Source organism: Polaromonas sp. YR568 (genome assembly GCF_943371715.1).
Classification (GTDB): Bacteria; Pseudomonadota; Gammaproteobacteria; order Burkholderiales; family Burkholderiaceae_C; genus Polaromonas.
On record NZ_CALRVW010000030.1, the window covers coordinates 15,531 to 30,746 of the forward strand.

A 15,216-nucleotide genomic window follows, 5' to 3' on the forward strand; every position below is an offset into this window, starting at 1 on the left:
GAGCCCTTCAACATGCCGTGGCAGTGCCTTGCCCGCGGCCCAGGACAACGCCACCCGCGCATGACCGATCACTACACTGCCCTCGGGCTGGACAGCGCTGCCACGCTGGCTGACGTCAAGAAAGCCTTTCGCCAGAAGGCGTCGTTCTGGCACCCCGACAAAAATGCCGATCCACAGGCGCCGGCGCGTTTTCGGGCGGTGCAGGAAGCCTACGAAGTGCTGTCGGACGCGGAAAAACGCCAGGCCTACGACGACAACCGGCGCCGCAACCTGCTCGACAGCCCGTTGGCCACCGCAACCGATATCTGGCAAAACTATTTCAACCCGCTGCTCACATCTGAGCCCCGCTGACCCATGGAACTGAACAATGAAAAACCCGGCGGCATGAGCATTTCCCCCTATTTCCTCGACCTGCGTTCGGCCTACCAGTCCGAGATGGAGGACCTGCGCTTCGACTCCGAGGGACGCGACGTGCTGCAGCAGCGCCTGGCCGGCAAACGCCAGGAAATCGGTTTTCTGCTCCAGATGATGGAGCTCAGTCCCGAGATGGTGGCGGTGGTGTTTCACCAGGGTTTTGACTTCACCGGACGGGTCGCCATGGATCACCTGCTGACCCATGACGCCGATGTGTTTCCGGCCTGGAGCAGCCTGGCCGGCAGCTGTGAGCTGGCGCCCTGGGCTCAGGACCTGGCGCAGATCGTCCTCGAGTCACCGGGCGGCGACCGGTTTCTGACGCTGACGGCCGGCCTGGAATACATGGCGGGCTTGCCAGTCGCGGCGTCGGGGCTCGCCCTGGGCGGCGACGATGAAGACGAGGAAAGCGAAGAAAACGAAGAAGACGCCGACCAGGATGGCGACGATGGCGAGGGCGGCCAAGGCAGTGATGCCCGCGCACGCCAGGAAGCAGGGGCCGACTGGCTGGTCCAGCAGGGCTTCGACCAGAAAGACTGATGGAATCAACCATGACATGGAATATGAAGCCTTGAAGATGACGAACCACCTCGCCCTGATTGAAAAAACCCAAAGCCTGATTGCGGCCGGCGACATCGTGGGCGCCGAGTCGGCCCTGGTCGGACTGGCTGACGCAGAAGGGGACGCCGCGCTCATGGTGGTGCTGGAGCAGCTGCCGCCCAAGGACATCCTGGCCGTCATCCGCGAATACGACCATTCCAAGGAGTCGGTGGTCAGCCTGCTGGTGTCGCCCGCGCAGTTCGCCCGCGCCGTGGTGATCGAAAAACTCTACAAGGACCTGACCCGCACACATCTGCGCGGCATGGTCAACGCGGTCATCTTCCGCGATGACGCGGACCCGCTGGACTTTCTCAATGCGATCGGCGACCTGGACGGCGGCAGTGAGGCGCTGGCCGACTATTTTTCCGACCAGTGGAGCCGGGTCGAGGGCTTTGCGCGCAGCGGCAGTTTCGAGCCGGCTGACGAGTACGGCAAGATGCTGTCCCAATCCGCCCTGCTGGCCTCGGCCTACGAGAAGCCGCGTGTGCAGCAGGATGAAATTGCCGACCAGGACTGGATGGAACTCGCGTGGATTCTGCGTTACGAATTGCCGGACCTGTTCATCGAGATGCTGATGGTGTTGCGCGCCAAGGGCAGTGCCCACCAGGCGGCCGCTTCCGAGGAGGAGGACGAGGAAGACCTCGAGGACGACGGCAAGGTCGAGACCGGCGACACCGACCGTGGCAAGGCCACGCCGACGGCGCGCGAGTCCGACGAGGAATCGGCGATCTGAACCTCATCATTTCCTGACCGAAGCAAACACCGTGTCCACGCCTTCGCCTTCCGCCGTCTCGCTGTACGATGCCCGCCCTTTTTTCGAAAAGGCGCTGCAGCATGGTGTGCAACACGGCATCATCGGCCCGGAAAAAATCGAAGCCATGCGCATCGAGGGTCCCAAGGGTTTGGTGCAGATCGCGCGTTATTTCGGCAACGAGTTCTTGCGCCCGGAGCTTGAAAAAGCCCGCGACCGCATGGTCAACCTGATCAGCATTTACCTGGAAAGCAGCTGCGGCGGCGACTTGCAGCGGGCGGCCGAGTCGCTGCGCGATTTTTCCCTGCTGTCGCGTTCCAAGGGCGGTTCGGACATGCTCAAGGCCCTGATCGCCATGCCGCAGAACAGCCACTTTGGCATGAACGAACGCGGCGGTTTTCGCGACGAGCATATTCCGCTGCTGGCCAAATGGTCGCTGCGCAGTCTGACCGACTACCAGGCCGAACTCGCCAGGCGCAGCCAGGTCGCGCAGGTGGTGGATGCGGCCCTCTGGCTGGCTGGCGAGCTGGGCATGGACGCCGACGAGCTGGACGAGGCGGGCAAGGATGCCGAAGCAGTGATCCGCACCGCCTTGCTGGTGCTGGCGATGGGCCGCGTCGAGATGCCTGACTGGGTTGCATTCGAGAAAATGATTGTTGCCCTGCGCAAGAAGCATGGTGCCGCGCCCAGGGCGCTGCCTGTCGTGGTCCCAAAAAAACTGCCTGCGCATCTGCAGGGCGTGGTGGAGGCCGTGCGGCTGTCGGTGATGGCCGACGCGGCGAAAATCCTCGATGCCGCCCTGCCGGTGCGCCAGCTGTTTGACCGCAGCCCCGCCTTCATGGGCCGGTATTTCTGGGTCGAAGACGCTATGGCCGAAGTCGATCACCACGACCGCCAGGCGTCGGCAGCGTGGAACAAGGTCACCGGCGGGAACAGCGACGACGGTTCGCTGCTGACCCTGCTGCTGTGCGTGGCCGCCGGAACCACGCCCAAAACCATGCTGACCGAAAAAGGCGCCGCGACCCTGGTGCGCAAGATCTGGAAATCAGGTTTCCACCCCGCGCTGGCCCGGCAGTACCTGCTGGACCACGCTCCGGCGCAGCATCAGGACGCCTACGCCAGCTTGTGGGACGACTTTGTGGAAGAGGCGCAGCCCACGCTGCAAAGCGATGCGGTCCACGCGCTCAATGACGCGGTGGCGCTGCTGCGGCGGGAATGCCATGTGCAGTAGACGCTTGCCGCCTGTGGTGTCGGAAAACGTATTTTCTAAAGCGATTTAGGGTTGCAGCCCTTATTGAACGGACGCAGACAGCTATTGAATTAATAGCGAATGTTTTCTGTGGTTTGTCATCCCGGACTTGATCCGGGATCCATGTTTGTTGGCTACTTCACTTTTTTGAAGTGCTACGGCTTGCCAACAAGCCGGGACTCGCCCCGGCGGGCGACTTACTTTTCTTTGCTTCGCCAAAGAAACCTAAGGAAAAGAAAGGCGACCCGATGGTCTGGGTCCCTCCGCTTCGCTACGGGCAGCCTGCGGTGCTCTGTAAAAGCGGGGTCTGGCTAAACTCGCTTCGCTCAAACAACGCCAGCCCTGATCCGCTTTTACCTGCGCTCCTCGGCCCAGCCCGACGGGAGGGGGGGGAAATTCGGGTGCGGGGAGACCTGACGCGCTGCGCGCGTCAGGTCAGACTCCTGGCCGTCATGTTTGCACGCGGATGCAGCACACGCGGCCAAATGAAGCTCCCCGCCATCGCCCAGCGGGGCGAGGGAGGGGTGGGGGGAGGGAGTGGGGAGTTCAACCTACTGCCAGAGGCAAGCCGCAGACGCAGCGTGATGCCGGATTCGCCTTGAAGGCGAACCGGTGACTTCAAAGAATCCGGTTGAACCAAAGCAGCGACAAGCCCGCCGACAGCAGCGCCAGCACCGACGCCACCAGCGCCAGCAAGCCGGAGATTTCAGTTTCCTTTTTCTCCACGGTCAGGCGCGAGCTCAAGGTCTCGTAGACCTTCTTCAGATCCGCCGCCGTGCCGGCATAAAAGTATTCGGCCTGGGTCTTGTTGGCAATCGCCTTGAGGGTTTCCTCATCGAGGCGGACGCGCATGGACCAGCCTTCAAAACCGATGGTTTCACCGTCGACCGTACCCACACCCACGGTGTAGATGCGCACGCCGCGGTCGGCCGCCATCTTGGCGGCTTCCAGGGAGTCCACCCCGGTGGTGCGCTGGCCGTCGGTCAGCAGGATGATGGCCGCCGAGGTGTAGGAGCCGGGGGCCACCGGCGTGAATTCCTTCTTCGGCTCTTTCGGCGCCTGGTCAATCGCGATGCCGCTGTTGCGGTTGCGGCCATAGGTCAGCGACGCCAGGTCGATGCCCGCGTCCGGAAACAGCTCGGCCAGCGAAACGACGATGGCGTTGCCGATGGCCGTAGCGCGTTGCAGCTGAAACTTGTCGATGGCTGCGACCAGATCTTCCCGGCTGAGCGTGGGTTGCTGCACCACCGAAGCGGTGCCCGCAAACGCGACGATGCCGACCCGCACGCTGCGCGGCAGGTCGGCCAGGAAGGCCTTGGCAGCGTTTTGCGAGGCGACCAGGCGGTTCGGCTGAACGTCGGTGGCGCGCATGCTGCCCGACACGTCCATCGCCAGGATGATGGTTTCCTGCTGCGAGGGCAGGGTGACCACGGCGAAGGGCCGCGCGGCAGCCAGCAGCATGGCGGCGATGGCCAGCAGGAACAGCAGCGGCGGGATGTGACGCCGCAAGCTCTGGCCCGTGCCCATGGCTTCCCGCACGATGGACAGGCTGGCATAACGCAGCGCCATTTTCTTTTTGCGTCGCAGCAGCCACACGTAAACCCCAACCAGCAGGGGAAGGGCCAGCATCAACCACAAGAAATGGGGCCAGAGAAAAGTCATGGGAGGTGTCATGGGGTCATCTCCTTGCGGCTCAGGCAGCCGCCTTCAGGTGGCCGGGCAGCTTGCCGCGGCCGTGCCGGCCGGCAGCACCCGAGACCTGGCCGCGGCGCTTGCGCAATTCGGTGAAACGCATGATGGCGTCGACCAGGTCGCCGTCGGTGGACAACTCCAGCGTGTCCACGCCGGCCTGCGCCAGCGCCTGGCGCAAGTCGGCTTCACGCTGGGCGGCAATGCGTGCAAAGCGCTGGCGAAAACCTGCGTCGTGGGTGTCCACCAGCAACTGCTCGCCGGTTTCCGCGTCGCGTATCGGGATCAGTCCGAGGTCGGGCAGTTCGAGTTCCAGCGGGTCCAGCAGGCGCACCGCCACCACCTCGTGGCGCTGCGCCAGCCGGCCCAGTGTTTTTTCCCAGCCGGGCTCACTGATGAAGTCGGACACCACAAACACCGTGGAACGCCGGCGCAGCAACTGGGCGGCCGAGCTCAGGAGTTCGTCGAGGCGGGTGGTGACCTCGCCGGTGGTTGCGGGACGGGTCTGCAGCGTATGCAGCAGCTGCAGCACATGCGCGCGCCCGCCGCGTGGCGGCAGCACGGTGTCCACACCGGCGCCGTAGAGCATGGCGCCCACCCGGTTGCCGTGGCGGGTCAGCACGCGGGCCAGCACCGCGACGAATTCGCTGGAGACCTGGCTTTTGCGCTGGTCGCCCGAACCAAAATCGACCGAAGGGCTCAGGTCCAGCAGAAACCAGCTGGCCATTTCCCGATCCTCGGTAAACACGCGCACATGCGGCGACTGCAGGCGCGCGGTCACGTTCCAGTCGATGTGGCGCACGTCGTCGTGATGCTGGTACTCGCGCAGGTCGGCCAAGTCCATGCCGGTGCCGCGCATCAAGGTGCGGTAGTCGCCCTGCAGCAGGCCGTCGAGCCGGCGCAGCACGGTCCATTCCAGACGGCGCAGCACATGCTCGGCGCTGCCTTGGCTGCCAGCCTGCACCCGGGCTACCGACGCTTGGACGGGGGCTTCGGCGGGTTCGGGTTGGACGGATTTGCGGAACCAGTTTTTCATGACCAGTCACCACCTCGTGTAGGGCCGCCGGCGAGGGGCCCTCTGCTTCAAGCAGGGGCCGCGGAACCGGCTTTGCCGGGCCGCAGGCGCAGTGGCCCCCCCGGGGGGCAGGGAGCTACACGCAGTGAGCGACCGTGGGGGCAACATTTTTACGCCACCAGTTTTTCATGTTCAAGCGGACGCGCAGGCGCCGGAACTTTGGCCATGATTCTGGCGATCACGGTGTCCGCGCTCAGGCCCTCGGACAGCGCTTCGTAGGAGAGCACCAGCCGGTGCCGCAACACATCCGGCACAAGGTCCGTCATGTCTTCGGGCAGGACGTAGCTGCGCCCGCGCAGCATGGCCAGGGCGCGCGCGCCTTCGGTCAGGTTGATGGTGGCACGCGGGCTGGCCCCGAAGGTGATGAATCGGGCCAGGTCTTTCAGGCCGCTTTTTTCCGGGGTGCGGGTGGCGGAGACCAGGCGCACGGCGTACTGGATCAGCGAAGGGTCCACATAGACGCGCCGGCATTCGCGCTGCAGTTCGGCCAGCTGCGCGGTGGTGGCCACGCTGGAGACGGCCACGGCCGGCCCGATCACGCGCTCGACAATCACGAACTCCTCTTCGTCGCTCGGGTAGTCCACCAGCACCTTCATCATGAAACGGTCCACCTGCGCTTCAGGCAGCGGGTAGGTGCCTTCGGTTTCGATCGGGTTTTGCGTGGCCATCACCAGAAAGGGCTCGGGCACGCGGTGGGTTTCACCGGCGATCGTGACCTGGCGCTCCTGCATGACCTCCAGCAGCGCGCTCTGCACCTTGGCGGGCGCCCGGTTGATCTCGTCGGCCAGCAGTAAATTGGTGAACACCGGGCCCAGCGAGGTGCTGAAGTCGCCGGTTTTCTGGTTGTAGATGCGTGTGCCGACCAGGTCAGCTGGCACCAGGTCGGGGGTGAACTGGATGCGCTTGAAGTTGCCCTGGATGGTGTTGGCCAGGGTCTTGACGGTCAGGGTCTTGGCCAGGCCGGGCACACCCTCGACCAGCAGGTGGCCCTGCGCCAGGATGGCCACCATCACACGTTCGAGAAAACGGTCCTGGCCGACGACCACGCGTTTGACCTCGTAGAGGATCTGTTCCATCAGTTGCGCGGTGTGGGGGTCCTGCGAGGTGGCGGGTGTTTGCATGGGGAGGTCCTTCAGAAAGGCGGCAGGCCGACGGCGGAAGCGGCATTTTCAATCGGCACGGCAAAGGCGATGCCGACAAAGCTGCGCTGCTGGTTGGGGTTGAGGATGGCGGTGACGATGCCGACCACCTCGCCGTCCATGGTGACCAGCGGTCCGCCGGAGTTGCCGGGGTTGGCGGCCGCGTCGAACTGGATCAGGTTGGTCATTTCCTGCTTGCCTTCCGGTGAGCGGAAGGTGCGCTTGAGGCCGGAGATCACGCCCGCCGATGCCGACGGCCCGATGCCGAAGGGGTAACCCACGGCCAGCACATGGTCGCCGGAGGCCAGGTCGCCGGTGGAACGCATGGTCGCCGCAATCATGTCGTCAGGAATCTTGTGCGCCTGCAGTACCGCCAGATCGTTTTCGGGCTGGGCGCCGGTGATGTGCGCGGTGGATTCCAGTCCGTCGGAAAACACCACCTTGATGGTCTGCGCCCCCTGCACCACATGCAGGTTGGTCAGGATGATGCCTTTGTCCACAATCACCACGCCGGTGCCGACGCCGTACTCCTCGTCTTCCTTGCCGTTCTTGCTTTTACCGTAGCCGGTGACGCGCACCACTGAGGGGCGAATGGTGTCGTAGGCCTTGGCGACGGCCGAAGGCAGCTGGGCGGTTTCCAGCGTTTTCAGAACAGCGGCATTGATGTCGGCCTGCGTCAGCTTGCGGGGCTGCGGACGCAGCGCCAGCGACAGGCTGAGGACCAGCAGCAGCGCCATCACGGCCAGCGCGGTCCACAGCAGGCGCGGGCTGGACAGCGAGAAAAAGCGGGTTGCCGGAAGGGCGGGCGCGGCGGCTGGCCCGGCTGGCGCCTGCTGCCCGAGCGCCTCCACCGTAGGGGGGCTGCTGGAGCTGCTGTAGAGGGCGGGCCTGCGCATCCGTGTCACCTGTGAAAAGGGTTTTCCGGGGATTTCCGGACTGACAAATGCACGGTATCACGTCTGGCACAACCCTGCATATTCTTCAGGCATCCGTGGGGTCATGGCCGCTGGCCGCTGATCAGGCATCATGGAGAAATGCTTCGCTGGACAGATACCCATTGCCACCTTGATGCCGCCGAATTCGACAGCGACCGTGTCGCCGTGCGGGCGCGCGCGACGGCCGCCGGCGTGACGCATTGCGTTTTGCCGGCGGTCGGGGTGGCTGACTTTGCGGCCGTACGCACCCTGGCGCACGATTTTGGGGACAGTTATGCGCTGGGCATTCACCCGCTGTTGGTCGGCCAGGCGCAGGAGGGCGACCTGGCCCTGCTCGATGCCGAACTGGCCCTGCGAAAGGCCGACAGCCGGCTGGTTGCGGTGGGCGAAATCGGGCTTGATTATTTTGTGCCGGCCCTGACCCAAAGCCCCTTGCGCGAGCGCCAGGAGTTTTTCTACCGCGCGCAGCTCCTGCTGGCGCGCAAACACGGCCTGCCGGTGATCCTGCATGTGCGCCGCTCCGCCGACAAGCTGCTCAAGCACCTGCGTGAGCTCGCGCCGCAGGATGGCTGGCTCGGCATTGCCCACGCTTTCAACGGCAGCCGGCAACAGGCCGATGAATTTCTCAAGCTGGGCTTCAAGCTCGGTTTTGGCGGGGCCGTCACTTTTGAGCCGGCGCGGCAGCTCAGGCGCCTGGCGGCCGAATTGCCGCTGGAGGCACTGGTGCTGGAAACCGATTCACCGGACATTCCGCCGCACTGGCTGTACGCCACGGCGCAGCAGCGCGGCGAGGGCCAAGCCCAGGGCCGCAACGAGCCGGCCGAGTTGCCGCGTATTGCCGCCGTGGTGGCGGAACTGCGTGGCATGACGGTTGACGCCCTGGCGCTGGCGACCACGGCCAACGCCGGCGCGGCGCTGCCCGGGTTGCGGGCCCTGCAGGCATGCTGACCGGCCTGGCGCCGCTGGTCAGCCGCCGGACCCGCGTGCTCATCCTCGGCAGTTTTCCCGGGGTGGCCTCGCTGGCAGCGCAGCAGTACTACGGCCACCCGCAAAACCAGTTCTGGCGAATTCTTCAAGCCATTTGGCCAGCCAGCCCAATGCCGACGGGCGCAGACAGCTATCAAAGTCGTAGCGAATGGCTGCTCGACAGGCAGCTCGGCGTCTGGGACGTGTACGCCGCCTGCGAACGCGAGGGCAGCCTGGACAGCCGCATCCGCCAGCCGGTGGTCAACGATTTCGCGCAGATGCTGCAACAGTGTCCGGCGCTGGAAGCCATCGCCCACAATGGCGGCGAAAGTTTCAAACACGCGCGCCACACTGCGCTGCTGGGTTTGCCCGTTTATAAATTGCCGTCCACCAGCCCGGCCAACGCCTCCTGGTCGTTTGAGCGCAAACTCGCTGCCTGGCGCGACGTATTTGAAAAACACAGATTGACCGATTGACCCGATGGCCCGCAAAGAAACCAGCAACCCGTTTCCCGAGGCAGAACTGCCCGAGGTGAATTTCTCCGACTACGGCGATGTCCGCTACTTGCACCTGGGCACGCAGTGGGTGCAGGGGTCCATGCTGCTGGACAAACCCTTCGACATCGAGCTGGAGTATGTCCAGCGCATGATGGTCTGGCTGCTGCTGGCCGAGTCCGGCCCGGTGGCTGCGCGACACGCGATGCAACTGGGGCTTGGCTCGGCGGCGCTGACCAAGTTCTGCTACAAGAAACTGAAGATGAAAACCACGGCCATCGAGCTGAATCCGCAGGTGCTGGCTGCCTGCCGGCTGTGGTTCAAGCTGCCCGCCGACGACCTGCGCCTGAAGGTCATCCTGGCCGACGCCGCGCAGGAAATCCGCAAGCCGGTGCACCACGGCACGGTGGACGCGCTGCAGGTGGACCTGTACGACCACGAAGCGGCGGCGCCGGTGCTCGACAGCGTGGACTTCTACGAGGATTGCCGCGAGCTGCTCACCGAGGACGGCGTCATGACAGTCAACCTGTTCGGGCGCGACTCCAGCTACATCAGCTCGTTGGAAAAAATAGCCGAGGTTTTTGGCCCCGAATCCGTCTGGGCCTTCAAGCCGACGCGCGAGGGCAACACCGTCGTGGCGGCGCAACGTGAGCCGACCCGGCCGGAGCGGGGGGAGTTGTCGCAACGGGCCGAGATGATCGAGTCCCGCTATGGCCTGCCGGCCAAAAAGTGGTTGCGGCTGTTCAAACCCGTTTTTTGAGCGTCCCGGGAGAAGTTCTACGTCGCGAGGGGGTGATCAGGTAAAGTGCCTGCATGCGTGCTGCCGTGCCTCCCAAACACCCCCCTGAATCCACCACCCGGTCTGCCGTCCCGGTCGGGCCACTGGACTGGCGCCGGCTGGTGGAATGGCTCGGGGACGACGGGCTGATCTCGGCGGCCGAGGCGCAACGCACGATTGCGCGTTGCTCGCAGGTCCAGAGTGCGCAGCACCCGCTGATCCGGCTCGCCAGCGTCAGCATGACCCGCGTGTCCGACGGCAAGCCGCTCGACATTGAAACCATTTCCCAGTGGCTGGCCGGCCGCGCCGGCCTGGGCTACCTGCGCATCGACCCGCTGAAGGTGGACGTGGGCAAGGTGGCCGACACCATGTCGGCCGTGTATGCCGAACGCCACAAGGTGCTGCCGGTGCAGGTCACGCCGTCCGAGGTGGTGGTGGCCACCGCCGAGCCCTTCGTCACCGACTGGGTCTCCGAGGTGGAGCGCCAGGCCAAACGCAGCGTGCGCCTGGTGGTGGCCAACCCGCTGGAGATTGCCCGCTACACCGCCGAGTTTTTTGCGCTGGCCAAATCGGTGAAGGCGGCCATGAAGGCCGGTGGCAATGCCGGTGCCGCCAGTTTCGAACAGCTGGTGGAGCTGGGCAAAACCAACAAGCAGCTCGACGCCAACGACCAGGGTGTGGTGCAGGTGGTGGACTGGCTCTGGCAATACGCCTTTGACCAGCGCGCCAGCGACATTCACCTGGAGCCGCGGCGCGACCAGGGCGTGATCCGTTTCCGCATCGACGGCGTGTTGCATCCGGTTTACCAGCTGCCCATGGGCGTGCACAACGCGATGACGGCACGCATCAAGCTGTTGGGCCGCATGGACGTGGTCGAGAAGCGCCGGCCGCAGGACGGCCGCATCAAGACCCGCAACCCGCGCGGCGACGAAATCGAGATGCGGCTGTCCACCTTGCCGACGGCCTTCGGCGAAAAAATGGTGATGCGGATCTTCGACCCCGACACCACCGTGAAGGACCTCGACGCGCTGGGCTTTTCCCAGCACGACGCGACGCGCTGGGAGCAGCTCGTCAAGCGGCCCTATGGCATCGTGCTGGTGACCGGGCCGACCGGCTCGGGCAAGACCACCACGCTGTATTCAACGCTCAAACGCATCGCGACCGAAGAAGTCAACGTCAGCACCATCGAAGACCCGATCGAGATGATCGAGCCGGCCTTCAACCAGACCCAGGTGCAGGCGCACCTCGATTTCGATTTCCCCGAAGGCCTGCGCGCGCTGATGCGGCAGGACCCGGACATCATCATGGTCGGCGAAATCCGCGACCTGCAGACTGCGGAAATGGCGGTGCAGGCCGCGCTGACCGGCCACCTGGTCTTCAGCACGCTGCACACCAACGATGCGCCGTCGGCGGTGTCGCGCCTGATGGAGCTCGGCGTGCCTTCCTATCTGATCAACGCCACCTTGCTGGGTGTGCTGGCGCAGCGGCTGGTGCGCACGCTGTGTCCGCAGTGCCGCGAGAAGGACGAAGGCAGTTCGCGCGAAACACTCACCGAAATCGTCAAGCCCTGGCAGATCAACGGTGCCTACCAGCCCTACAAGCCGGCCGGCTGTGTCGATTGCCGCATGACCGGCTTCCTGGGCCGCATGGGACTGTATGAACTGCTGACGGTGACCGAGGCCTTCAAGGACAAGGTCACCAAAGAGCCCAGCATTGACGCGTTGCGGCGCCAGGCCGTGGCCGACGGCATGCGGCCGCTGCGGCTGGCGGGCGCGCTCAAGGTGGCGGAGGGCCTGACCACCATCGAGGAAATCCTGTCCACGACACCGCCGATGTCCTGAGCCCTGTCCCGGCCGGGACAGATGGGCTGTTTCTGCCCCTTTTCTGCGTAAGTGAAAGCCACATCCCTTTCAGGGGCAATTCCATGCACAATCCAGCGATTCATTCTTTAGTTAGAGGAGACAAACCGTGAATATCAAGAGTCAAAAAGACTTTTTTTGCGGCCTGATGTTCATGGCCGTCGGAGGCGCATTCGCATGGGGCGCCAGTACTTACAACGTGGGTACGGGCGCGCGCATGGGCCCCGGCTACTTCCCGCTGATGCTGGGTGTGTTGCTGGCCGTCATCGGCGCAGCGATTACCTTCACGGCGCTGGTGGTTGAAACCGAGGGCGGCGGCAAGATCGGCAAGATTGCCTGGAAGCCTCTGATCTTCGTGATCTCCGCCAACGTCGTGTTTGGCATCCTGCTGGCGGGTCTGCCCGCCATCAAGTTCCCGGCCTTCGGCATGATTGTGGCGATTTACGCCCTGACCTTCATTGCCAGCATGGCGGAAGCCGGCTGGAAATTCAAGACCACCTTGATCCTCGCTACGGTGCTGGCCGTCGGCAGCTACATCGCCTTTGTTCTGGCGCTGAAGCTGCAGTTCCCGGTGTGGCCGTCCTTCATCACCGGCTAAGGAAAACAAAATGGATCTGATTACAAATTTGTCCTTGGGTTTCAGCGTGGCCTTCACGCCGATCAACCTGATGTATGCGTTTTTTGGCTGCGTTCTGGGTACGCTGATCGGCGTGCTGCCGGGCATCGGCCCCGTCGCCACCATCGCGATGCTGCTGCCCGCCACCTATGCGCTGCCACCGGTGTCCGCGCTGATCATGCTGGCCGGCATTTATTACGGCTCGCAGTACGGCGGTTCCACCACCGCCATCCTGGTGAACTTGCCCGGCGAGTCGTCGTCCGTGGTGACCTGTATCGACGGTTACCAGATGGCCAGGAAGGGCCGAGCGGGGCCGGCGCTGGCCGCCGCCGGACTCGGTTCGTTTTTTGCCGGCAGCGTGGGCACGCTGATCATCGCGGCCTTCGCGCCGCCGTTGACCGAACTGGCCTTCAAGTTCGGCCCGGCCGAGTATTTCGCCCTGATGGTGCTGGGCCTGATTGGCGCCGTGGTGCTGGCTTCGGGCTCGCTGCTCAAGGCGGTGGGCATGATCGTGCTGGGTCTGCTGCTGGGCCTGATCGGCACCGACGTGAACTCCGGCGTGGCGCGTTTCAGCTTTGATGTGCCCGAACTGACCGACGGCATCGGTTTTGTCGTGATCGCCATGGGTGTGTTCGGTTACGGCGAGATCATCAGCAACCTGTCCCAGCCCGAGCATGAACGTGAAGTCTTCACGGCCAGTGTGACGGGGCTGTTCCCCACCAAGCAGGATTTCAAGGACATGGCCCCGGCCGTGTTGCGCGGCACGGCCCTGGGTTCGGCCCTCGGCATCCTGCCCGGCGGTGGTGCCTTGCTGTCGGCCTTTGCCGCCTACACCCTGGAGAAGAAGATCAAGGGTCGTCCTGGTGAAGTGCCCTTCGGCCAGGGCAACATCCGCGGTGTGGCCGCCCCTGAATCTGCCAACAATGCAGGCTCGCAGACGTCGTTCATTCCGCTGCTCACGCTGGGCATTCCGCCCAACGCCGTGATGGCGCTGATGGTGGGCGCGATGACGATCCACAACATCCAGCCCGGCCCTCAGGTCATGACCAGCAACCCCGAGCTGTTCTGGGGCCTGATTGCCTCGATGTGGATCGGCAATGCCATGCTTGTGATCCTGAACCTGCCGCTGATCGGCATCTGGATCAAGCTGCTGACCATCCCTTACCGCCTGCTGTTCCCGGCGATTGTGCTGTTCTGTGCGATTGGTGTTTATTCGACCAACAACAACACCTGGGACATCTGGATGGTGGCGATTTTCGGTGTGATTGGTTATGTTTTCATCAAGCTCGGTGCTGAACCTGCGCCGCTGCTGCTGGGTTTCATCCTGGGCCCCATGATGGAAGAAAACCTGCGCCGTGCGCTGCTGCTCTCGCGCGGCGACTGGAGCGTGTTTGTGACCCGTCCGCTGTCTGCCGGCCTGCTTGCCGCCGGGGCCTTGCTGCTGGTGATCGTGCTCTTGCCGGCGGTCAAGAACAAGCGCGAAGAGGCTTTTGTCGAGGACTGATCCCTCGGCAACAGGCCCCAACGGCACCTTCGGGTGCCGTTTTTTTTGAGTAAAACTGTCTGAACCCTGTCGTCCGGAAAACCGTTGCACAATGGCGAAATGAAACGTAGACATATCATTTTTATGACGGTGGCTGGCGTTGCGGTGGCTGCCGCCTTGCCCGCCGCGGCGCAGACTTCTGCAGCGGCTACCAGCGCGGCTTTCCCCGCGCGGCCCATCCGCATGATCGTGCCTTTCCCGGCGGGCGGCGCCACCGACATCCTGGCGCGTGCACTGTCGCAGAAGCTCGGTGAAAAAATCGGCCAGACCGTGGTGGTTGACAACCGGCCTGGCGCCGGCGGGACCATAGGCGCCGATGCCGCGTCCAAGGCTGCGCCCGATGGCTACACGCTGCTGCTGGCGACCTCGAGCACCCACAGCATAGGCCCGGCCATCAACCCGAAAATCCCCTACAACGCCGAGACGGATTTCACCCCGATCGCCTATGTCGCCAGTTCGCCCAATGTCGTGCTGGTGCCCAACTCCTCGCCGGCCCGGACCATGCGTGAGTTCATCGACCATGCGCGGAAAAATCCGGGGCGGCTGAACTACGCGTCCAGCGGCAACGGCACCATCGTGCACCTGACCACCGAGTACTTCAAGGCGCAGTCCGGGACCTTCATTCTTCATATCCCCTACCGCGGCACCGCGCTGGCCATGCCGGACCTGATCAGCGGCAAGCTCGATGTGCTGTTCGATTCCTTTGTCACCGGCATGCCGCATGTCAAGGATGGCAAGCTGCGCGCCCTGGCCGTGACCACCCTCAAGCGCACCGCGCTCGCGCCTGATCTGCCGACGGTGTCCGAGGTCCTGCCGGGCTTCGAGTCGGTGACCTGGTTCGGCGTGTACGGCCCCAAAGGCCTGAATGCCGAGCTGACGGCCCGGGTGAACCAGGCGCTCAATGCGGCGCTGGCCGACGCCGATGTCAAAGAGCGTTTTGCCCGTCTGGGCGCCGAGCCCACCGGCGGCACGCCGCAGGCTTTTGCGGCAATGGTCAGGACCGACAACGCCAAGTGGAAAAAAATCATTTCCGAGCGCAGGATCACCACCGACTGACAGCGCCTGTCCGGCGCCAGGGCCTGGCGCCAACCCTCTCATTTCCAGAGCCATT

The 15,216-nt window shown here is 64.2% G+C and carries 15 protein-coding genes; 11 read left to right on the plus strand and 4 right to left on the minus strand.

Features of this window, described 5'->3' with window-relative positions; genetic code table 11:
* Positions 1 to 60: 60 nt before the first annotated feature.
* Genes AAG813_RS17280 through AAG813_RS17295 form a run of 4 tightly spaced genes read left to right on the plus strand, consistent with a single transcriptional unit; the run spans position 61 to position 2,993 of the window.
* Entirely contained in the window at positions 61 to 351 is a 291-nt protein-coding gene (locus AAG813_RS17280; protein ID WP_341917027.1) for a DnaJ domain-containing protein, read from the plus strand.
* Between the two features lie 3 nt (positions 352 to 354).
* Positions 355 to 951 (plus strand): hypothetical protein, encoded by a 597-nt coding sequence (locus AAG813_RS17285; RefSeq protein ID WP_341917029.1) that lies wholly within the window; start codon positions 355 to 357, stop codon positions 949 to 951.
* A gap of 37 nt (positions 952 to 988) precedes the next feature.
* The gene (locus AAG813_RS17290) at positions 989 to 1,744 is read left to right on the plus strand and encodes a hypothetical protein (RefSeq protein ID WP_341917031.1); all 756 of its coding nucleotides are present in this window, start codon (positions 989 to 991) and stop codon (positions 1,742 to 1,744) included.
* A gap of 31 nt (positions 1,745 to 1,775) precedes the next feature.
* Positions 1,776 to 2,993: a hypothetical protein gene (locus AAG813_RS17295; RefSeq protein WP_341917032.1), complete on the plus strand. Its 1,218-nt coding sequence runs from the start codon at positions 1,776 to 1,778 to the stop codon at positions 2,991 to 2,993.
* Between the two features lie 636 nt (positions 2,994 to 3,629).
* On the opposite strand, the gene AAG813_RS17300 is transcribed toward AAG813_RS17295, so the two are convergent.
* From AAG813_RS17300 to AAG813_RS17315, 4 genes are all read right to left on the minus strand, one after another.
* Positions 3,630 to 4,673, minus strand: coding sequence for a VWA domain-containing protein (locus tag AAG813_RS17300; protein WP_341917067.1), 1,044 nt, complete (start codon positions 4,671 to 4,673; stop codon positions 3,630 to 3,632).
* Positions 4,674 to 4,704: 31 nt separating this feature from the next.
* Positions 4,705 to 5,736, minus strand: coding sequence for a DUF58 domain-containing protein (locus tag AAG813_RS17305; RefSeq protein ID WP_341917034.1), 1,032 nt, complete (start codon positions 5,734 to 5,736; stop codon positions 4,705 to 4,707).
* A gap of 149 nt (positions 5,737 to 5,885) precedes the next feature.
* Positions 5,886 to 6,896, minus strand: a complete 1,011-nt coding sequence (locus AAG813_RS17310; RefSeq protein ID WP_341917037.1) for a MoxR family ATPase — start codon at positions 6,894 to 6,896, stop codon at positions 5,886 to 5,888.
* An 11-nt stretch (positions 6,897 to 6,907) separates the two neighbouring features.
* On the minus strand, positions 6,908 to 7,810 hold the full coding sequence (locus AAG813_RS17315; protein ID WP_341917038.1) for a trypsin-like peptidase domain-containing protein: 903 nt from the start codon (positions 7,808 to 7,810) through the stop codon (positions 6,908 to 6,910).
* Positions 7,811 to 7,948: 138 nt separating this feature from the next.
* On the opposite strand from AAG813_RS17315, the gene AAG813_RS17320 reads away from it, so the two are divergent.
* From AAG813_RS17320 to AAG813_RS17350, 7 genes are all read left to right on the plus strand, one after another.
* Entirely contained in the window at positions 7,949 to 8,797 is an 849-nt protein-coding gene (locus AAG813_RS17320) for a TatD family hydrolase (RefSeq protein ID WP_341917040.1), read from the plus strand.
* Positions 8,791 to 9,291 (plus strand): DNA-deoxyinosine glycosylase, encoded by a 501-nt coding sequence (locus tag AAG813_RS17325; protein ID WP_341917043.1) that lies wholly within the window; start codon positions 8,791 to 8,793, stop codon positions 9,289 to 9,291. The genes AAG813_RS17320 and AAG813_RS17325 overlap by 7 nt, the downstream gene beginning before the upstream one ends.
* Positions 9,292 to 9,295: 4 nt before the next feature.
* The gene (locus AAG813_RS17330) at positions 9,296 to 10,069 is read left to right on the plus strand and encodes a spermidine synthase (protein ID WP_341917044.1); all 774 of its coding nucleotides are present in this window, start codon (positions 9,296 to 9,298) and stop codon (positions 10,067 to 10,069) included.
* Positions 10,070 to 10,122: 53 nt separating this feature from the next.
* Positions 10,123 to 11,928 (plus strand): ATPase, T2SS/T4P/T4SS family, encoded by a 1,806-nt coding sequence (locus AAG813_RS17335; RefSeq protein ID WP_341917047.1) that lies wholly within the window; start codon positions 10,123 to 10,125, stop codon positions 11,926 to 11,928.
* A 127-nt stretch (positions 11,929 to 12,055) separates the two neighbouring features.
* On the plus strand, positions 12,056 to 12,544 hold the full coding sequence (locus AAG813_RS17340) for a tripartite tricarboxylate transporter TctB family protein (RefSeq protein ID WP_096697260.1): 489 nt from the start codon (positions 12,056 to 12,058) through the stop codon (positions 12,542 to 12,544).
* Positions 12,545 to 12,554: 10 nt separating this feature from the next.
* Positions 12,555 to 14,066 carry a tripartite tricarboxylate transporter permease gene (locus tag AAG813_RS17345; RefSeq protein WP_096697261.1) on the plus strand — a complete coding sequence of 504 codons (1,512 nt, stop codon included), beginning with the start codon at positions 12,555 to 12,557 and terminating at the stop codon, positions 14,064 to 14,066.
* A gap of 99 nt (positions 14,067 to 14,165) precedes the next feature.
* Positions 14,166 to 15,161 carry a tripartite tricarboxylate transporter substrate binding protein gene (locus tag AAG813_RS17350; RefSeq protein WP_341917051.1) on the plus strand — a complete coding sequence of 332 codons (996 nt, stop codon included), beginning with the start codon at positions 14,166 to 14,168 and terminating at the stop codon, positions 15,159 to 15,161.
* Positions 15,162 to 15,216: the final 55 nt, after the last annotated feature.